Genomic DNA, 19,128 nt, shown 5'->3' with positions numbered 1-19,128 from the left:
TACCACTTAACGCCAACGAATGTACCAATAGATGACACGTTGGTTACCACTTTTCCTCCTTGAATAATTATTGAGCATACCTTACGAATATTGTAATGATTATGAACCAGGTATGCATACTTTTGAGCCACCTAATGCGGAGGAGAAAGCCCCCAAGTGCGAAGTAGTGAGCCACTTGCCTCGCTTTTCATATTCGCGGAAAATGTTCTAAAGACAAAAGCTGCTATAAAAACGTTTTAAATATATCCAAAATAAATTTTTGTAATATTTAAAATTATATGTTAAATTTAGTGTACTCCTCATAGTCACCTCTTAAAAATCTCTTTCATTAATTGATCTCACCCATTATCCCATCTTTATCCCATCTTTCAAGTCACACCTCAAAACTCTTATTTCTCACATTTACGCTCTATGTGCTCTCATTCTACTGATAAATCTTTTATATCTAAATAGTTTACTAATCTCCAAATACAAAAAGAACGGAGGAATGCTACTCATGTCAGCAAACGTTACCAGTATTGGTTTGAAAGGTCTGGAAGGTTACGCCGTTCAGGTAGAGGTCCAGGTGGTGGAGGGGATGGAATCGATCGTGGTGGTCGGGCTTCCTGATGCATCGGTGAAGGAGTCTAAAGAGCGGGTGTCGGCGGCTTTGCGCAGTTTGGGCTTTTCGCTGGTGGATATGAAAGTGATCATTAACTTGTCACCTGCCGAGCAGAAGAAAAACGGTCCGTTGTTTGATTTGGCGATTGCGATCGGGGTACTGAAGAGCGGAGATTTCCTGAAGGATGAGGTTCCAAAGAATGCCGGTTTTATCGGGGCATTGTCGTTGGATGGGAGCGTGCTTCCGGTAGAAGGAATGATTGCCGCCATTTTGGCGGCAAAGAAGCTGAAGCTGAGAACATTATACCTGCCATATGATCCTTCGATCCCGTCCATCGACATCCCCGGGCTGGAGTTGGTTTACATAGAAACGATCCGGGATGTACTTGATGTCCTTTCCGGACAGCAGCTGATTCCGTTCGCACGGACTGAAGAGAAAAGAGAGGAAAAACAGACGATCGATAGAGATTTCAATCAAATCATCGGCCATGAATTCGCCAAGCGCGCAATGGAGATAGCAGCGAGCGGTGAGCATTTCCTCTTGATGGACGGTCCTCCCGGCTGCGGGAAAAGCCTGCTCGCAGAAACGTTCCATTCGATCTTGCCCCCGTTGACGAAAGAAGCACAGCTCGAAAAGATCAGCCTCTATCAATTAGCCGGTGCTCCGTATACCTCCATCACGCTGCCTCCTTACCGTCATCCCCATCACTCCGCTTCAGCCGTATCAATTATTGGCGGGGGAACAAACCCTAAGCCCGGAGAAGTTTCGCTTGCCCACCGCGGCGTCCTGTTCCTTGATGAGCTCGGGGAATTTTCAAAGAAGACGCTGGATATGTTAAGGCAGCCCCTTGAGAACGAAACCGTCACGATCAGCCGTGCCCACTCAACTGTCACTTACCCCGCGAAGTTTATCTTCCTCGCTGCCATGAACCCCTGCCCCTGTGGCTATTATGGATCCAAGGACCAATATTGTACCTGTTCGGATAAACAAATAAAAGCGTACAAAAGCCGCGTGTCGGGACCGATTTTGGATAGGATGGACCTTCTGCTTTCATTGAAAGCGGTGAATCTGAAAGATCATGATTTTGCGGGTATGGAGTCATCGAAAGACATCATGGAACGGGTACGCCAGGCGAGGGAAAGACAATATCTCCGTTACGGAAGAGAAATATGCAACGGCAGCGTCCCTTTCGAGGAGCTGATTAAAAAGAGCCCCTTGACTCCCCAGCAACAGAAGGACATTCAGGAACTGTCTATACAATACGGTCTGAGTAACCGTGTTCAAATCAAAATCATCAGGCTGGCACGCACGATCTCCGACTTGATGGGGGAGGAGGCCGTAACCGAAGCCGCCCTTACCGAAGCCCTGTCATTTCGCAAGTTGTCACGGACTTCCCCTGTTTCATTGACGGGGGAAGATAGCGGAATGATCTATAACTAATTTTTCATAAGAAGGTGAAGCGGATGGCCCGGCATGCGAGGAAGAAGAGCAACAGCGGAGTGTATCATGTGATTGTGAGGGGTGCGAACAGGCAGGAAATCTTTCATGATGAGGAAGACCGGATCAAGTTCCTTGATATCCTGCAGAAATATAAGACAAAATCAGGACTGAAATTCTATGCCTGGTGTCTGATGGGGAATCATGTCCATCTTCTGGTCAAAGAAGGCAGCGAAAGCATTTCAATCGTAATGAAACGGATCGGTGTGAGCTATGCCAACTACTATAACTGGAAGTACAAAACAACCGGTCACCTCTTTCAGGACCGGTTCAAAAGCGAGAATGTCGAAACCGTGGAATACCTCCTCACCGTCACCCGGTACATTCACCAAAACCCCGTTAAAGCAGGTATCGTGACAAAGCCCCACCTCTGGAGGTGCATATTGGGGTCTGACCCCCACTCAGCTAAAGTGTCCCCGCGTTAATATGGTATAGTTTAAACGACAATATATTTTGAACAGAATCAGAAACAAGGGGACAGGAACTCAGGTTTTTAACCGCAGTTTCTATCCCATTGTTTTTTTATTCCTGGATGATATTTTTACTTAAAGTCTCATAGGCCTGATCTAATAAGGTGATATATGCATGTTTAATATTGTTATAAATGTCTAACGCTGTTGCTTCATCGTATGTAAGTGAGGTCCGGTTGCGGTCTTCCAGCATTTTAAGCCAGAGCTCACCATCTTTTCTTTTATGAGCCCTTCTTTGAATGCTGTTTTTATTGTGCTTCTGGGACTTGAGATATCTGTTACGCCGTTATATTCTAAATAAGATTTCAAAATTTCCCAGGATAGTTCATAAGTGAATTCGAAGCGCTGAATGGTAGCGTCGATTACAATATCATCCTTTTCAGGATCCCTTGAAAGGCTCTTCTTCAATTTAGTAAGAGCTCTATGATGGAAGAGAAATTTTTAAACGTGTTGATGAGCTTATAAAAACTATCTCTGGGTAAGCCGTACAAATGTTTTTCTTGCATCAAATCAGAGGACCTCCCCATCTGTTTATCTGTTATTCCATATATTCTCTGTTATAGGGGATGGGAAGGGATTAGGGAAGGTTGGTTAAGATGGGGGGACGGGGGGGATTCGTGTCTGGCCCCCACCCGGCTAGGTTCTGTTATTCTGCATCCTCCGTCATATCCAGCCATTCGATTTTCATTTGAAATCCTTCAAACGATGTCACCATTCGTCCGAATTGTACCCATGTATAGGGTTTTCCATCTATGATGACCAATGGGGTGTTTCCATGTGATTTCTCATCGTATTCGACTCTGCCAATTACTTGGTCGGCAGCAATGCCTTCAGTTTGATGACCGTTTGGAAAACGATGCATTTTGAGGTTCGAAGTATTTACGCCTTGTATGGTTTTATCCATCAAGAGGTTAAATAATTCTTTTTGGTTACAGTGCAGCTCACCATGAACAGCGAAACGATAACCATGGATGGTGCTTTCTTCCGCTTTGAGGAAAATCCCCAAGGGGTCCAGTCGTCTATGTACTTCGAAGGTTCTTTTATTCCCATCGTGGCTTTCTACTGTGAAAGACTGGACGATGGACTCAAGTTGGACGTCCAATTCCGATTCCATTTGCTTATTGTAGCAGGTTTCACAAAATTCTTTATCTCCCTGTGCAGAAGTCAATCTTATCCTGGCCTCTCTTTGTTCACAAACATCACACGGCTCCAAGCCAATGCACCCCGCTTTTTTATAAGTATCTTGATGGTTCACACCACATTATTATATAACTGAATTGGGCGGAGCGGTACAAGTAAATGAAATACTGATTCCTTTTGAACCGGTGCCTTTTTCTTGTATGGGTGATCAAGCGTAGGCAATCGCGTGAAGCCCCCTACCAAATAAAAAGAGGCCGGATCGCCCGGCCTCTTTTTGCTTACTTCAATTTAATTTGTACAGGCTTGCTTTCATGCGCATGAATGGTTTTGGGAGTGTTCTTTTGCAAAGATGTTCTCTTTACCGAGCTGGTAACATTGTGTATGATTTCCCCCACATCATGAGCGGACTCAACCAAAGGGTCAACAGCTTTCATTTTTCCTTTTACATCTACAGAAATCTGGTTGGCTGTATGAATCAGTTCTTCTGCTTCTTCTGTAATGCCATTCACAGCTGTCCGGGTGTCAGACAGCGTCTTTTTCGTTTCAACAAGTGTTGTCATTACTTTTCTTAATGTCAAAATCAAATAGATGACGAGAATGGTAAACGCGACGGCTGCAATAACAGCACTCCACTCAAGCATTGAGACCAGCTCCCTTCTTTTCAATAAGTCTATGAGAGTGGGAGCTCAGACATTCCTGTGAAGGAGAGGATAAAGCAAGGGGGACAGACGGAATTCAAATGATGCCAGTCATAGATACAGCAGAATTTATTGGTTTAGAGACTAAACTGGTGAAGTCGGTAAGGTAAAGCGATTATAAATACTAAATTATATTTAGTGATAGAGACGTCTGTTAGGGGGGAAAAGAAGTAATTTTCATCCTGTTTCTTTAGTGAGAATGGGATAAGATCCAGTTGGAGTGATCTTCGTGAACTACTGAGGATACTTTAATACGATGATTTGTTAAAAAGTAGAAATGTGCTTTAACTATCAAGTTATGAAAGTAAACAACACAGTACAGACAATCTAATAGACTGTTAAAGAAGAGACTGCCTTCAAATCGAAAGAAGGCAGTCTTTTGTGTTGAATTAGATTATGCATTCAAGATAAGTAATGAAAATCCCCTTCCGACAACCCTTAGTTGTTTATTAAGACCTTCCAGCCTCAATCTTTCGTTAGTCGTAATCAATTCATTCCGCCACTTCCGGAACCCTCTCAATGTTTCCGTCTGTAAATATATCGTTTTCATCTGTACTCTTTGTCGAAAATTCAGATACAATGGCTCCGTCCTCTCCTGCTTGAAACCAGTGCAATGTGTTTGGATACAATGTATATTGTTCTCCTTCCTTAAGGATGATTTCATTCCAGACAGTAAAAGTATCTTGTTTATCTTGGGGAATAATTGCGCTAGGATGTTGTGTTCTTGGACCGGGAACATATAAGTAGACGGTGCCGAATCGGCATCTGAAGGTTTCCTCTTTCCCTGGCGATTCACCTACAGGGGGATGTAAATGCTCAGGGCATGTTTGCCTTGGTAAAAGTACAAGGTCTTTTGCACAACAGCGTTCTGTGTTTACGTATTCAATTAATTGTAAACCTAATTCTCTTATTCGGTTGAGGCCAAAATCCGCTACTTCAATTCTTTCCATTTCTTTATCCGTTAATTTAATGCTTGCCTTCTGAAAATAAGCCAGTGTTTCGATCCTTATTTGATTAAATTCTTCACGTGAAATCATTAATACCCCTCCTATTGTAGTAATATGGCTACTTGAAGCATAAAGTACCATTCACCATTTTTCTATGACAGATATGAGTATTCTCTTATCTGATATTCAGATGTCCATAGATTTGGCTCGCTCAGAAAAGGCTGTTGGATTGGGGCAGTTAGAGTGTCTGTTAGTGAAAATCTGAATATTGGTTAAATTCATTTGAATTCTCTCCATAGAACAATTCCTCGACCTCACCTATAGTAGAAATACAAATGTAAGTGGTTACAAAATAAAAACGATTATGGGGAGAGTTGAAATTATGGTAAGTAAAATGACCGTACCTCCAATGCAATTGGTGGAACATGATGGAGCAGGGACACAGATGTGTGCAGTATTATCTGACATAGAAAATATTGAAATTAAGCGGGCAGAAATCCCTGAGCCGGCTGAAGGGGAAGTCAGAATCAAGGTGAAGTGGGTCGGTATTTGCGGCAGTGACGTTGAAGTATACCGCGGGGCACGTGAGCCAGAATTTATTTCTTATCCAACACGGCTGGGCCATGAAGTAGCAGGTGTCATTGACAAAGTCGGTGAAAATGTCCTGGGATTGAATGTCGGGGACCATGTAGCCCTTCGTTATATCTGGGGAGCCTTCGCAGAATACGTGTGCTGCAAGCCTTTTTCCGTAAAGGTGCTTCCTAAGGAACTTCCATTGATAGAGGGATCATTGATTGAAGTGGTGCCGGCATTACTATCCGCCGCTGAAAACGCTGATATATCGCCAAATAAAAATGTCCTTATCATGGGACAGGGAGTAAGCGGGCTTGCATTGACTCAAGTGGTGAAGCTTTACAGCCCGAAAAATTTAGTGGTAACCGACTTGTTTGATGAAAAATTGGGGCTGGCAAAGAAATATGGAGCCACCCATACGTATAAAATGCCGTCAGCTGATGCAAAGACCATGGATGTAGTCGGAGAGGATTTCCCGGAAGGATTTGATATCGTCATACCTTGCCTCCTCGAAGGTTCTGGAATGGTGGACGCAATTGATGCTGCTGCGCAAAACGGAAGAATCGTCATGTATGGCTGTATCGGAACCTGTCATGAGCCGATTGATTTCTTTAAGGTTCATAAGAAGCGACTTGATATTTTATCGACTGAACCTAAAAGGGATATAGACAACCGTCGTTATTTTGATGAGGGACTGAAGCTGGTAATGGACGGTCTTGTGAATACAAAGGAAACTATCACTCACATTTTCCCATTGTCCAGGGTCGATGAAGCTTTCAAGACAAGGAATAACCATCGCGGGGACACCATCCATGTGATGATCGATTGTGAAGTGGATGAAACCAATGGGTGACACCTGTTTTTACTGCGAAAAAGATGAGAGATTACATGATCTGATGAAAAAGATAGAAGACTTGACCACTTCGGTCTTCTATCTGAATATGGATCAGACCCATCGGGGCAGATCGATTCTGGCTTTACATCATCATAAAAGAGAATTGTTTGAACTGACACCTGAAGAACTCCGAATGTTTACGGAGGATGTAGCAAAGGCGGCGAAAGCGCTACAGGAGGCCTTTCAGCCGCAGAAAATCAATTATGCTATCTATGGGGATGTCGTTTCCCATCTCCATTTTCATCTTGTTCCAAAATATGAAAATGGAGAAGAGTGGGGTGAAGCGTTTGTGAATGCCCCGACACACAAGAAGTTTATGAATGAAGCTGAATATGGGCAATTAATCAAAATGATTAAAGATCAATTATAAATGAGGAGGTTTTCGGAAAATGAAAAGGTTAAGTAGAAAGCTTGTTGTGTTTATGGCTGCAGTGCTGATGATATTTGGTATTGCAGGTTGTTCTTCCTCCGCTGGCACCGCTAAAAATGAGAGCGCTGTCAAATCTGGTGAAGAAATTGTTTTGAAACTCTCTGAACCTCAGGTAGATGATTATCCGGATTCCATAGCAGAAAAAGAGTTTGCTAAAAAAGTAGAGGAACTCTCTGATGGAAGAATAAAAGTGGAAGTGTATACTGGCGGCCAGCTTGGAGATGAAACAACCACCATTGAACAAACGCAAGTAGGCATCATTGATATTGGAAGAGCAAACGCAGGTCCCTTAACGCAATTCGCAGATAGTCTGGGAATCTTTAGTTTCCCTTTCTTATTTGATAGCAGGGAACATATGTGGAATGCACTAGAATCTTCGTTAAGAGAAGATCTATTTTCCGATTTAGAAGAATCCGATTTGATTTGTCTTGCTTTTTATGACGCAGGTGCTAGAAGCTTTTATTCCACAGACCCAATTGAAACGGTCAAGGATTTAAAAGGGAAAAAGATTCGAGTGATGCAAAATGATATTCTTATTGACGCTTTTAAAAAGCTGGGAACATCGCCAACACCACTTGCTGCATCTGAGGTATACAGTGCACTGCAAATGGGTGTCATCGAGGGTGGAGAGAATAATGTCAGCACTTATGTAGCAGACGGTCATTTTGAAGTAGCAAAGAACTTCACACTCTCCGAACATTTACGGATCCCGGGAGTATTATTCATGAGTAAAAGTTCTTGGGATCAGCTTTCAGAAGACGATCAGAAAATAATTAAAGAAGCTGCATTGGAGTCGGAAAAAACGCAGTTGGAAGAGTACGATAAATATGCCCAAACCTCCATGGATCGTGTAATGGAGGCCGGAAATAACGTAGTGGAATTATCCGATAAAGAACGCTCCGAATTCAGGGAGAAGGTCCAACCGCTTTATAAAGAATATGAGTCCACTTATGGAGATTTGTTTAAGGCAATTGAGGACACACGATAGAACGCTGGGCAAAGGGTTTCGTACTCTTTGCCCATTTTAAGAAATAATTGAGGAGGAGACTGTATGATTAACAGAACTCTTGTAACAGTAAGGAAGATAACAGAATCCTTTGTCCTGCTAATGATTGTAGGAATGACCATTATCATTAGCTACCAGGTTATCTCGAGATTTGGATTGAACTATACACCAACCTGGATTCAGCCCCTTTCCTTATTATTGATGGTGTGGATTGGCTTTCTAGGGATAGCCATTGGATTCCAGGATAACATTCACATTAGAATCACTCTTTTTGAAAATAAAATGCCCCGTATGTTCCAGCGTGTATTGAATGTGCTCCAGCGACTATTAGCCATATTATTCGGTTTTTTCATGCTGATTGAAGGCAGCAAGTTTTCATATAAAATGCTGGACTCCAGTATCCCTGGTATCGGCGTACCCTCAGCGCTCTTATATGTTGTTGTACCAGCAGCAGGCGCGCTGGTCATCATCTATCTGGTTTCCGAATTTCTCGGGTTTTGGCAGGGCGTAAAAGAAGAAAGTGAGGTAGACGGATAATGGCTATCGCCACTTTGATTGTATTATTTCTTGTCTTTTTAGTTATTGGGGTACCGGTGGCTTTAGCAATGGGCCTGACATCCATGGTCGTTGCCTTTCTTCTCGATATTCCCATGTCCGTTCTTGCCCAGCGTATGGTGGCAGGGGTAAACAGCTTTCCGTTGTTGGCCATCCCTTTCTTTATCCTGGCAGGTGAAATCATGAACGCTGGCGGGATTTCACAGCGGCTGATCAAGCTTTCGGATGTGGTGATCGGAAGGTTCCGCGGGGGGCTGGGCATGGTGAATGTCAGCTCAAGTATGCTCTTTGGCGGGATTTCAGGATCTGCACTTGCTGACACTTCATCGACGGGGTCTGTCATGATTCCGATGATGAAAAAAAAGGGATATGACGCTGATTATTCCGTGGCAGTCACGGTAACCTCTGCAACCCAGGGCATTGTCATTCCACCAAGCCACAACATGATTATTTATGCATTGGCGGCTGGAGGAGGGCTCTCTATCAGCTCATTATTCCTTGGAGGAATCATTCCTGGGATTCTCCTTGGTCTCGGACTTATGGTGACCGCTTATCTGATTGCAGTCAAAAGAAATTATCCGGCTGAAAAACCATCCTCTTTTACAGAATTTCTGGCTGCCCTTAAGGGAAGCATCCCGGGGTTAATGACAGGGGTCATCATTATAGGAGGTATCATGACGGGGATTTTCACGGTTACAGAATCTGCTGCCATTGCGGTTGTATATGCGTTTATTGTAAGCTTTGTTTTCAATAAGGAAGTTCCTTTGTCCATGATTGTCCCTGTATTGAGGCGTACATTTAAAACTCTGGCCTTGGTTTTGTTTTTAATTGCGACATCAAGCGGTTTTGCCTGGTTACTGGCATTGTTGAGGGTTCCTTCCCTTATCTCAGAAAATCTATTAAGTTTAACGAGCAACCCCATCCTGATTACTCTCATCATTATTTTTATTTTGCTGCTGCTTGGTATGATTTTAGACGTTGCTCCTATCATTTTGATTACCACACCAATCCTTTTGCCTATTGCAACAAGCATCGGGATGGACCCTATACATTATGGAATTGTAATGATGATTTGTATGGCAATTGGGTTAGTCACTCCCCCGGTTGGAGGAGCTTTGTTTATTGGTAGTGCCATTGCAAAGATACCGATTGAAGGAGCTGTTAAGGCTTTGCTTCCATTTTATATTAGTATGATTGCCATCTTAATGTTGGTTGCGTTTGTGCCACATTTAACTTTATATATACCAAGCATATTTGAATAGGCTTTATTGGATATCTTTAGAAATCTTCGGTTGCTTTTTTAAAGAAGGCGAGAATTCTTCTTCAAGAAGGATATGTTTCCCGACCACAGTCCGTGCTTGTTCTCTATATTCAGTTGGGGAGACTCCTTCTTTTAAATGGAATAGCCTCGAGAAATATGGGGCAGATAAACCAACAAGTTCCGCAATTTCTGTTACAGTATAATTGCTGAATTCCAGATATTCTTTTGACTTCTCGATCCGCAACTCCTGAAGCAGTTTCATGGGGGTTGTATCAAACTTTTTCCTGAACAAGTCGATGATATAGTGCGGATGAAAGTTGAAGTGTTTCGCAATATCTTCAAGAGTAATTCTAGATTGAAGATTCTCCGCCATGTAGTCAATCACAGGAAAGTCTGGATGGAACTCACTCTTCAATGAATACAAGGAAGGGGGACTGATATTCTGTGTAGAAGGATTCTCCTGAATCATGGCAAGCAATATATCCTTAAATCCAACATCAATCCGGTAAGGAATCAGGGGGCTGGAATTCTTAAGGTTTACAACCGACAGTTTGAACAATTCTTTCAATTTGGGTGAATCACCCATGAAATAAGGTAGCGGAAACCGGTCTGTACTAATAAGGTTTTCTAAATCGTTATTAATTATATCGAACTTAAGATCGATGGTGGAGGAGGGGCAGGTAAAGTAAAAATGATGCTTAAATCTTTTTGAAATGAAATATGCGTGTTTTGGACGTAACTCAAATGAATCCTCATTGATATGAATTGTTCCTTCTCCATCTATTAGATAGAGGAACTGGTATAAATCATCATGAAAATGGCTTTTGACACCCGTGTTTTTTTCATAATCTATACGGGACATCCAGAAAACACGCAATTGCTCATCACGTAACACGTCATTCACCTCTTTTGTAGTTCAAAGTTCATATCTTTTAGTTATTAGAATATTACCACAAATACTGATCGTGTTTCATAGAAAAAAGTTAATTCTACAGGCGGAATGACTGACAACGGGGGGAAGTTTATGAAATATGTAATAGGAATTGATTTGGGTTCAAGTGCTGTCAAAGCAATAGTAGTGGATCGAGGGGGTATTGTTCACCTAACCTTATCCAAACAGTACCCAATGATTCAAGAAAAATCAGGCTTCAGTGAGCAAGATACAGAACAATGGTACATAAAAACAAAGGAAATTCTCACAGAAGTCGTGAAGAAATTTAACGGAAAAAAGGAAGATATCGAAGGAATCAGTTTTTCAGGTCAAATGCACGGTCTGGTTCTTCTCGATGAAAACCATCACGTTCTTCGTAATGCCATCTTGTGGAACGATACGCGCACGTACAAGCAATGTGAAGAAGTGGTGGAGGCACTCGGTCGGGATCGGCTTCTTGCCATCACAAAAAACCAGGCTTTAGAAGGTTTTACACTGCCCAAGTTACTATGGGTAAAAGAAAACGAGCCGGATATCTATAAGAGGGCACACTGCCTTCTGCTGCCTAAAGATTATCTTCGTTATCGGCTTACAGGAAATATCGCGATGGATTATTCTGATGCAGCCGGAACGCTTCTACTAAATGTAGAAAAAAAAGAATGGAGTAAAGAAGTCTGCGAAGTCTTTCAAATCGATGAGAACATATTGCCACCCTTAGTGGAATCTCACGCTTATGTGGGGAATATTACGGAAACATTCGCTCAGGAAACGGGACTTCCTGTTTCTGCGAAAGTATTTGCGGGTGGTGCGGATAATGCTTGCGGTGCCATAGGGGCTGGGATCCTGACCGGCGGTAAAACATTATGCAGCATTGGAACATCAGGGGTCGTGCTTTCCTATGAGGAACCCAATCATAAAGATTACCAAGGGAAAGTCCATTATTTTAACCATGGAAAGGAAAACGCCTTCTACAGCATGGGGGTGACCCTGTCAGCAGGCTACAGCCTGAGCTGGTTCCGGGACGTTTTTGCTGAAAAGGATTCATTTAACTCACTTCTGGATGGAATAGACGACATCCCACCCGGGTCGAACGGACTCCTGTTCTCGCCTTATTTGGCAGGGGAGAGAACACCGCATGCTGATGCCTCCATTCGTGCGAGCTTTATCGGAATGGACGCGAACCATACAAAGAAGCATTTCATCCGTTCCGTGCTGGAAGGGGTAACTTTCTCCCTAAAAGAAGCGCTTGATATATTAAGAGAAAGCAATCCTTCTATCGAGACCATTATCTCAATCGGTGGTGGGACAAAAAATAAAGAATGGCTCCAAATGCAAGCTGATATTTTCAATACAGAAATCATTACTTTATCAAATGAGCAAGGTCCAGCTTTAGGTGCAGCCATACTCGCAGCATATGGCTGCGGATGGTATAGCTCTCTTCAAGATTGCGCTAGAGTTTTTATATCATATGAAGAGTCCTATTTACCCATACCTGAAAATGTCGAAACTTATGAAAGGTTATATGCATTATATAAAAAGGTATATCAGCAAACGAAGGAACTGAATGATGGGTTGAGGGGGTTTAGGTGATATTCTTGTAGCGGTCTTACTCGGTTGGGTGGTTGTGGACGGTTCTTGAAGTGGAAGTTTTGCCCGTAACAAGACGAAGATTCTAATTATATTGAGAATATCAAATAAAACAATTTAACATAATGCCAATGAAAAGACTGCCTTCTAAGCAAAAAAGGCAGTCTTTTGTGTGGCTTTTTGTTCGAGGAAGAACGGGAGAAATGTAGTAAGAAAATGATTAGATAATTCTTTTCAAAAACCACTCCACCATCTCATTAAATTTTTCACTATGTTCCCAAAACATAAGATGTCCTCCCAGAACTTCCACCGACGCTTTAGGAGCCAGCTTGTTTATATAGGGGGTCGCCGTTACTGCCCAGTGCTCTGCCACGACATATAGGGTCGGGACTGTTGCACTGCTCTCCGAAGCCTCGACCCGATAATCGGAAAAAAGCCCGGAAGAAAACAGATTGGCGGCAATGTAGTAAGGTGTCTTCAGTGATTGTTCGACGATCCATGTCAGCTCTTCTTGCTTCAGTTCCCGTTGAACCATGACTCCGGTGGCGTAAGCAGAAATGAAATCACGCTGCCCTTTTAGATTTCTGAGGTAGTTCGTATAAGCGGCTGCCATGTCATCCAGCGGGCCTTCCACCCAATCCTGGTCTTCATGCAAAGATAAAGATTTTGGCGGCATATCGATTAGGACTAGCGATTTTATGTCACCGGTACCAAATTGGCGGATATACTCCCAAACCGTCAGGCATCCAAAAGACCAGCCGACAAGGGTAGGGTTGATGACGTTTAACTGCTTCAAAACCTTCTGAAGATCCGTTCCATGCGTCACATAGTCATTTCCGTGAACCGTCATGGTGGAGCGTCCGTGACTCCTGGGATCAATCACAATCGTCCGGCGAGTTTTTGAGAAATGTTTCACCTGCTCGGAAAAGACTTCCGTCGTAAACGTAAACCCTGGAATAAAAACAATCGGATCACCGCTGCCGGAATCCTCTACATATAATTCGATCCCCGGATCCACTTCGATATAAGTGTTCATGGCTGTACCCCCTGAGATTTTGTCTTTTTCTTTGAGTATATTCGCCATGAGGGAGTTTTATATCGGGGTGGGTCGAGGGACCAAACCCCTTGACCCAGTTATAGAGGATCTGATTTTCATTCTAACTCTTTTACAGTAACGCCTTCTATTAATATTGGTTGATAATAGGTTTCGTTTGGCAAATCCTTGTTTCCTTGTAGTTTTTTTATAATCCAATCTGCTGCGTCGCGCCCCATTTGTTCTTGTGGGTGTGTTAATGTTGTTAATTTAATATTAGCGTTTCTTGCAATATAGGAGTTGTCTTGGCCAATTATTGACAACTCCTCTGGGATAGAAATACCAAGTTGACTGCATACATTTACTACTTCTAATCCAACTTCATCATTGTAGCAAACAATGGCAGTCAATTCGTCTCTATTATTGGTTAGAAAGTCTTTTAAGTATGTGTATAAGTCCAGTTTTGTTTCTGTATCGAAAGAAAGCACATGCTCTGGTTGAAACCGTAATTTTGCTTCTCCGAGCGCTTTAATATAGCCCTTCATTCGATACTTTCCTTGTAAATCATCTATTTTTGAAATGAGTCCGATTTGTGTATGTCCTTTAGAAATCAACTCTTTTGTAGCGATATAGCTGGATTTGACGTCATCAAGACAAAAGAAAGGCACCTCTAATTCTTCATAATAAGCGTTAATCATGGTGAAAGGAATATCATGTTCCTTGAATGATAGGTAATAAGCGATATTTGGATTGTACAGATTGCTTTTCGTAGGTTCGACAATCAACCCATCCACCCCGAATGACAACATCATCTCCAAAGCCTTCTTTTCTTGTTCTATATCATTATTTGTACTGGCTAACAGTAACGAAAAATTTTCTTCGTTCAACCTTCCTTCAATACCACGAATGATAGAGGGAAAAATGTAATCTGAAATGTAGGTGGTTATTACCCCTATTGTTTTATTATTGGATTTTCCGCTGGATTTTGCCTGATATTGATTACTTACAAAAGTCCCTGATCCCTTTTCACTTTTTAGGAACCCTTCATTTGATAGTTCTAAAATAGCTTTTCGAACGGTTTGTCTACTCACACTGTAGATTTCCTGCAAGGAGGATTCCGTAGGAATTCGTTCTCCTATGTCATATTCTGCTGAAAGGATCTTACTTTTTATATCATCAATGAGGATTTGATATTTTGGTTTCATTTCAATCACCTTTTTCATAGTTGTTCACCATTAAAATTTGTTCTTTTAATTATTTGTACGTACAGATTATATCATGATTTCAAAAGGATTTATATGTTTCCTCATGTTTGAGACAAGGGATATGGTTCCTTGCATTTTTATAAAATGTCAGTGATAAATTGTTGCCTATATTAATGAGTGAATAAAAGACATACCATTTGAATATTTGTACGTACATATATTTTTAAGTGTTGACATATGTACGTACAAATATTACACTGAAGTGGCAATTAACGTTAATTAAAATGGAAAGGCGCCTCCTTACCATTGAAGAAATTGAAACCGCTGTCAGAGGGGGAGTACCTTGAAAAATAATCGAACAGATATTAAGCAAAAGATTACTAGAGGTGAGACATCACTTGGACTCGAATTTGGGTCGACACGTATTAAAGCAGTATTGATCGATAAAGATTTTAAAACGATTGCAACTGGGAGTTATGCTTGGGAAAACCGATTGGAAAACGGAATTTGGACGTACAACTTGGTAGACGTGATCACCGGATTGCAAACAGCTTATAGTGAAATGAAACAAGAAGTTGAACGGCTATATGGAATTACTATTCGGAACATCGGCTCCATTGGGATTTCTGCAATGATGCACGGCTATATGGCTTTTGACAACACAGGGGAGCTGCTTGTTCCATTTCGGACTTGGCGTAATGGAACAACCAGTGTTGCAGCCAATGAATTAACGAATGAGTTTCAATTTAATATTCCGGAACGATGGAGTATCGCCCACCTTTATCAAGCGATTTTAGATGAGGAGAAACATTTACCGCGCGTTGACTATATCACTACATTAGCTGGATTTATTCACTGGTTACTGACTGGTAAAAAAGTGATCGGAATTGGGGACGCTTCGGGAATGTTCCCGATTGATGAATTAACACAAGACTACAATGCCTCGATGGTGAAGCAGTTCGATGAATTAATCGCTTCCAAAGGTTATTCCTGGAAGCTGGAAGATATCCTTCCTAAAGTTTATCTGTCTGGCGAGGAAGCCGGTGAATTGACGGATATGGGAGCAAAATTTCTCGATAGATCAGAAAATTTACAACCAGGTATCCCATTTTGCCCGCCTGAAGGTGATGCCGGGACAGGGATGGTTGCTACGAATAGTGTAAAGAAACGTACAGGAAACATTTCAGTAGGAACCTCAGTTTTCGCCATGATCGTGTTAGAGAAGGAACTTTCAAAGGTATATCCGGAAATCGATTTGGTTACTACACCAAACGGAAGTCCGGTTGCAATGGTTCATGCGAATAACTGCTCAAGTGATATCAATGCCTGGATGGGATTGTTCCATGAATTTTATGAAGCAATGGGGCAAAAGGTTGAAACGGATGAGTTATTCACTGTGATGTTCAATCTGGCGCTTGAGGCTGATCCGGATGGTGGTGGATTGCTCAGCTACGGATACTTCTCAGGTGAGAATATAACGGGGTTAGAGGAAGGCCGCCCTCTATTTGTTCGTTCGCCTGAGAGTAATTTTAACTTACCCAACTTTATGCGAACCCATCTTTTTACTGCTTTTGGTGCTTTGAAAATTGGAATGGACAGTTTGATTAAGGAAGAAAATGCAACCATTGATAGCATCCTGGGACATGGTGGTTTATTTAAAACCCCTATTGTCGGTCAAAAAATGGTGGCAGCTGCCATGAATACTCCGATTTCCGTTATGGATACAGCTGGAGAAGGTGGTGCCTGGGGGATTGCTATTCTAGCTTCTTACATGATGAACAAAGAGAAAGATGAAAGTTTAGAAGATTTCCTCGATAAAAGAGTTTTTTCCGGAATTGAGGTACAAGAAATTCATCCGGATCGATCTGATGTGGAGGGTTTTGGGAAATTTATCGAACGATATAAAGAAGGATTAGTGATTGAGCGGACCGCTGTAGATAATCTAGTGGAAAACTGGAGGGGTTGAAGTGTTAGAAGAATTAAAAGAAGAAGTGGTTCAAGCGAACTTAGAATTAACAAAGCAGGGTCTGGTGAAATACACGTGGGGAAATGCAAGTGCGATTGATCGTGAAAGCGGCCTATTCGTGATTAAACCAAGTGGCGTCGATTATGAAACCATGAAAGCCAGTGATATGGTAGTGGTTGATTTAAAAGGCAATGTCGTAGAAGGAGATTTAAATCCTTCGTCCGATACACCGACTCATGCAGTACTTTATGAGCATTATCCAGAAATCGGCGGCATTGCACACACACATTCAACATGGGCAACGATCTGGGCTCAAGCAGGTTTGGATGTGCCAGCGATGGGGACCACTCATGCAGATACATTCTATGGTCCCGTCCCCTGTGCACGTTTTTTAACTCAAGAAGAAATTGATCGGGGTTATGAAGCTGAAACTGGCAAAGTTATCATCGAAACGTTTGAAGAGCGAGGCTTAGATGTTTTAGCAGTTCCCGGTGTCTTACTCCATGGACATGCTCCTTTTACTTGGGGAAAAGATGTGAAATCAGCGGTAATGAATAGTGTGGTACTAGAGGAAATTTCGAAAATGAATTTATTTGCAAGGGAATTAAATCATTTTGCTCAAGAGTTACCACAGCGTATTTTAGATAAACACTACTTACGAAAACATGGAGAAAATGCCTATTACGGGCAAAAGTAATACAAATTCTTAAATAAAGAAAAGAGGATTACTATGTCAGCAATAGAAAAGAAAGAATTTTGGTTTGTCGTAGGCTCGCAACATCTTTATGGGGAAGAAGCATTAGCGGAGGTCAAAGCACACGCTCAAACAATGACAGATGCACTGAATGAAAGCGGTATGTTACCTTACCCGGTTGTATTGCAAGATTTAGCTGTTAGTGCAGATAAGATTACAAATATAATGAAAGAAGTTAATTATCGCGACGAGGTTGCAGGTGTTATGACCTGGATGCATACCTTCTCCCCTGCCAAAATGTGGATCCGCGGAACAAAACTATTACAAAAGCCATTACTTCATCTAGCAACACAATTCAATGAAAGTATTCCATGGGAATCAATCGATATGGATTTCATGAACCTTAACCAAGCTGCTCATGGTGATCGAGAGTATGGATTTATCAATGCCCGCTTGAATAAAAAAAACAAAGTGGTCGTCGGTTATTGGGAACGTCCGGAAGTCCAAAAGCAAATTGCAGAGTGGATGGACGTAGCTATTGCTTTTAATGAGAGTTTTAACCTCAAGGTCGCTCGCTTCGGTGACAATATGCGTCATGTGGGAGTGACTGAAGGAGATAAAGTGGAAGCACAAATTCAATTTGGATGGACCGTGGACTACTTCGGCATTGGAGACCTTGTCCAATACGTGGATGCTGTCAAAGACGAGGAAATTGATGCTCTATTTGAAGAATATGCAGAACATTATGAGTTTGATTATGGAACGTATAGTAAAGAAGATTGGGAGGCCAGTGTAAAAGTACAAGCAAGCTATGAAATCGCGATTAAACGTTTCCTTGATGAAGGCGGTTACAATGCATTCACTACTAATTTCGAAGATTTGTATGGAATGAAACAGCTTCCTGGTCTTGCTGTTCAACGTTTAATGGCGCAAGGATACGGCTTTGCTGCAGAAGGAGATTGGAAGACGGCAGCGCTCGATCGTTTACTAAAAGTGATGAGTCATAATCAATCCACAGGCTTTATGGAAGATTACACATATGAGTTGGCAGCTGGCCAAGAATCAATTCTTCAATCACATATGCTTGAAGTAGATCCAACTCTTGCAAGCAATAAACCAAAAATCACTGTTTCTCCACTAGGTATTGGTGATAGAGAAGATCCAGCACGATTAGTGTTTGACGGGAAAGCGGGGGACGGTGTCGTTGTTTCAATGGTTGACTTTGGTACTCATTACAAACTTTTGATCAACGAAATTTCTGCCTTTGAGCCAACCGTACCAGCTCCAAAACTTCCGGTAGCCCGCGTGCTTTGGGAGGTTAAACCAAACTTTCAGGATGGGGTAAAAACTTGGATAGAAAATGGCGGCGGCCACCATACAGTTGTTTCATTAAACCTGACAACAGATCAAATTATTGCTTATGCAAAAATGGTTGATCTGGAGTATGTAACGATCAAGTAAAACACTTATCACCTCTGAGGAGGGGGCTCCTTGGAGGTGATAAAAAGTGGAAGATTGGGAGACCATCAATAAAACAATTCCATTTTGTGAGCGGATTATTTTTTTGAGAACAATTGAAAACGCTTAATAAATCGGTGTGAAACTATATTTTAGCAGTGGAGTTTATAAACATTATGAT

General features: G+C 41.9%; 18 protein-coding genes and 1 pseudogene. 11 read left to right on the top strand and 8 right to left on the bottom strand.

All coding sequences use genetic code 11. The features are described from left to right. Positions 1 to 496 precede the first annotated feature (496 nt). Both ACKA06_RS16325 and ACKA06_RS16320 read left to right on the top strand, forming a co-directional pair. Entirely contained in the window at positions 497 to 2,041 is a 1,545-nt protein-coding gene (locus ACKA06_RS16325; protein ID WP_411160165.1) for a YifB family Mg chelatase-like AAA ATPase, read from the top strand. 23 nt (positions 2,042 to 2,064) lie between these two features. Further along, positions 2,065 to 2,523, top strand: coding sequence for a transposase (locus ACKA06_RS16320; protein WP_411160164.1), 459 nt, complete (start codon positions 2,065 to 2,067; stop codon positions 2,521 to 2,523). A 97-nt stretch (positions 2,524 to 2,620) separates the two neighbouring features. Here the strand turns inward: ACKA06_RS16320 and ACKA06_RS16315 are convergent, their stop codons facing one another. The 5 genes and pseudogenes from ACKA06_RS16315 to ACKA06_RS16295 all read right to left on the bottom strand — a co-directional run bounded on the left by ACKA06_RS16315 (position 2,621) and on the right by ACKA06_RS16295 (position 5,443). Further along, positions 2,621 to 2,809, bottom strand: coding sequence for a nucleotidyltransferase substrate binding protein (locus ACKA06_RS16315; protein ID WP_411160202.1), 189 nt, complete (start codon positions 2,807 to 2,809; stop codon positions 2,621 to 2,623). Positions 2,810 to 2,841: 32 nt separating this feature from the next. Then, positions 2,842 to 2,976 (bottom strand): annotated as a pseudogene (locus ACKA06_RS16310) (nucleotidyltransferase substrate binding protein); the annotation flags it as partial. A 238-nt stretch (positions 2,977 to 3,214) separates the two neighbouring features. Beyond that, positions 3,215 to 3,823, bottom strand: a complete 609-nt coding sequence (locus tag ACKA06_RS16305; protein WP_456153947.1) for a DUF7713 domain-containing protein — start codon at positions 3,821 to 3,823, stop codon at positions 3,215 to 3,217. A gap of 163 nt (positions 3,824 to 3,986) precedes the next feature. Beyond that, a complete protein-coding gene (locus tag ACKA06_RS16300) occupies positions 3,987 to 4,349 on the bottom strand; it encodes a DUF948 domain-containing protein (RefSeq protein ID WP_411160162.1) in 363 nt (120 codons plus the stop codon). Positions 4,350 to 4,897: 548 nt separating this feature from the next. Further along, complete coding sequence (locus ACKA06_RS16295) at positions 4,898 to 5,443, bottom strand: D-lyxose/D-mannose family sugar isomerase (protein WP_411160161.1); 546 nt, start codon at positions 5,441 to 5,443, stop codon at positions 4,898 to 4,900. A 292-nt stretch (positions 5,444 to 5,735) separates the two neighbouring features. Between ACKA06_RS16295 and ACKA06_RS16290 the strand changes: the two genes are divergently transcribed. The 5 genes from ACKA06_RS16290 to ACKA06_RS16270 all read left to right on the top strand — a co-directional run bounded on the left by ACKA06_RS16290 (position 5,736) and on the right by ACKA06_RS16270 (position 10,074). Next, on the top strand, positions 5,736 to 6,779 hold the full coding sequence (locus ACKA06_RS16290) for a zinc-dependent alcohol dehydrogenase (RefSeq protein ID WP_411160160.1): 1,044 nt from the start codon (positions 5,736 to 5,738) through the stop codon (positions 6,777 to 6,779). Next, positions 6,772 to 7,191, top strand: a complete 420-nt coding sequence (locus tag ACKA06_RS16285) for an HIT family protein (RefSeq protein WP_411160159.1) — start codon at positions 6,772 to 6,774, stop codon at positions 7,189 to 7,191. The genes ACKA06_RS16290 and ACKA06_RS16285 overlap by 8 nt, the downstream gene beginning before the upstream one ends. 19 nt (positions 7,192 to 7,210) lie before the next feature. Beyond that, positions 7,211 to 8,239 carry a TRAP transporter substrate-binding protein gene (locus ACKA06_RS16280; RefSeq protein WP_411160158.1) on the top strand — a complete coding sequence of 343 codons (1,029 nt, stop codon included), beginning with the start codon at positions 7,211 to 7,213 and terminating at the stop codon, positions 8,237 to 8,239. A 63-nt stretch (positions 8,240 to 8,302) separates the two neighbouring features. Beyond that, the gene (locus ACKA06_RS16275) at positions 8,303 to 8,794 is read left to right on the top strand and encodes a TRAP transporter small permease (RefSeq protein WP_411160157.1); all 492 of its coding nucleotides are present in this window, start codon (positions 8,303 to 8,305) and stop codon (positions 8,792 to 8,794) included. Then, positions 8,794 to 10,074: a TRAP transporter large permease gene (locus tag ACKA06_RS16270; protein ID WP_411160156.1), complete on the top strand. Its 1,281-nt coding sequence runs from the start codon at positions 8,794 to 8,796 to the stop codon at positions 10,072 to 10,074. The genes ACKA06_RS16275 and ACKA06_RS16270 overlap by 1 nt, the downstream gene beginning before the upstream one ends. Positions 10,075 to 10,077: 3 nt before the next feature. Here ACKA06_RS16270 and ACKA06_RS16265 read toward each other — a convergent pair whose 3' ends face one another. Then, positions 10,078 to 10,968 (bottom strand): AraC family transcriptional regulator, encoded by an 891-nt coding sequence (locus ACKA06_RS16265; RefSeq protein ID WP_411160155.1) that lies wholly within the window; start codon positions 10,966 to 10,968, stop codon positions 10,078 to 10,080. Between the two features lie 129 nt (positions 10,969 to 11,097). Here ACKA06_RS16265 and xylB point away from each other — a divergent pair, with 129 nt between their 5' ends. Further along, complete coding sequence (xylB, locus tag ACKA06_RS16260) at positions 11,098 to 12,594, top strand: xylulokinase (protein WP_411160154.1); 1,497 nt, start codon at positions 11,098 to 11,100, stop codon at positions 12,592 to 12,594. A gap of 217 nt (positions 12,595 to 12,811) precedes the next feature. On the opposite strand, the gene ACKA06_RS16255 is transcribed toward xylB, so the two are convergent. Together ACKA06_RS16255 and ACKA06_RS16250 are read right to left on the bottom strand one after the other, a co-directional pair. Then, complete coding sequence (locus ACKA06_RS16255) at positions 12,812 to 13,627, bottom strand: alpha/beta fold hydrolase (protein ID WP_411160153.1); 816 nt, start codon at positions 13,625 to 13,627, stop codon at positions 12,812 to 12,814. A gap of 116 nt (positions 13,628 to 13,743) precedes the next feature. After that, positions 13,744 to 14,829 (bottom strand): GntR family transcriptional regulator, encoded by a 1,086-nt coding sequence (locus ACKA06_RS16250; RefSeq protein WP_411160201.1) that lies wholly within the window; start codon positions 14,827 to 14,829, stop codon positions 13,744 to 13,746. A gap of 343 nt (positions 14,830 to 15,172) precedes the next feature. Here ACKA06_RS16250 and ACKA06_RS16245 point away from each other — a divergent pair, with 343 nt between their 5' ends. Genes ACKA06_RS16245 through araA form a run of 3 tightly spaced genes read left to right on the top strand, consistent with a single transcriptional unit; the run spans position 15,173 to position 18,950 of the window. Further along, complete coding sequence (locus ACKA06_RS16245; protein WP_411160152.1) at positions 15,173 to 16,795, top strand: xylulokinase; 1,623 nt, start codon at positions 15,173 to 15,175, stop codon at positions 16,793 to 16,795. A 1-nt stretch (position 16,796) separates the two neighbouring features. Continuing rightward, positions 16,797 to 17,492, top strand: a complete 696-nt coding sequence (locus ACKA06_RS16240) for an L-ribulose-5-phosphate 4-epimerase (RefSeq protein WP_411160151.1) — start codon at positions 16,797 to 16,799, stop codon at positions 17,490 to 17,492. 33 nt (positions 17,493 to 17,525) lie between these two features. Further along, positions 17,526 to 18,950 (top strand): L-arabinose isomerase, encoded by a 1,425-nt coding sequence (gene araA, locus ACKA06_RS16235; RefSeq protein WP_411160150.1) that lies wholly within the window; start codon positions 17,526 to 17,528, stop codon positions 18,948 to 18,950. Positions 18,951 to 19,128: the final 178 nt, after the last annotated feature.

The sequence above is a fragment of the Rossellomorea oryzaecorticis genome, assembly GCF_045897515.1.
Lineage (GTDB): Bacteria > Bacillota > Bacilli > Bacillales > Bacillaceae_B > Rossellomorea > Rossellomorea enclensis.
The sequence above is the reverse complement of the archived record's forward strand: the minus strand, read 5'-3'. Positions and strand labels throughout refer to the sequence as shown.

Coding starts and splice junctions, on each gene's coding strand:
- ACKA06_RS16325 (WP_411160165.1), top strand. CDS start 497: ATGTCAGCAAACGTTACCAGTATTGGTTTGAAAGGTCTGGAAGGTTAC.
- ACKA06_RS16320 (WP_411160164.1), top strand. CDS start 2,065: ATGGCCCGGCATGCGAGGAAGAAGAGCAACAGCGGAGTGTATCATGTG.
- ACKA06_RS16300 (WP_411160162.1), bottom strand. CDS start 4,349: ATGCTTGAGTGGAGTGCTGTTATTGCAGCCGTCGCGTTTACCATTCTC.
- ACKA06_RS16295 (WP_411160161.1), bottom strand. CDS start 5,443: ATGATTTCACGTGAAGAATTTAATCAAATAAGGATCGAAACACTGGCT.
- ACKA06_RS16290 (WP_411160160.1), top strand. CDS start 5,736: ATGGTAAGTAAAATGACCGTACCTCCAATGCAATTGGTGGAACATGAT.
- ACKA06_RS16285 (WP_411160159.1), top strand. CDS start 6,772: ATGGGTGACACCTGTTTTTACTGCGAAAAAGATGAGAGATTACATGAT.
- ACKA06_RS16280 (WP_411160158.1), top strand. CDS start 7,211: ATGAAAAGGTTAAGTAGAAAGCTTGTTGTGTTTATGGCTGCAGTGCTG.
- ACKA06_RS16275 (WP_411160157.1), top strand. CDS start 8,303: ATGATTAACAGAACTCTTGTAACAGTAAGGAAGATAACAGAATCCTTT.
- ACKA06_RS16270 (WP_411160156.1), top strand. CDS start 8,794: ATGGCTATCGCCACTTTGATTGTATTATTTCTTGTCTTTTTAGTTATT.
- xylB (WP_411160154.1), top strand. CDS start 11,098: ATGAAATATGTAATAGGAATTGATTTGGGTTCAAGTGCTGTCAAAGCA.
- ACKA06_RS16255 (WP_411160153.1), bottom strand. CDS start 13,627: ATGAACACTTATATCGAAGTGGATCCGGGGATCGAATTATATGTAGAG.
- ACKA06_RS16250 (WP_411160201.1), bottom strand. CDS start 14,829: ATGAAACCAAAATATCAAATCCTCATTGATGATATAAAAAGTAAGATC.
- araA (WP_411160150.1), top strand. CDS start 17,526: ATGTCAGCAATAGAAAAGAAAGAATTTTGGTTTGTCGTAGGCTCGCAA.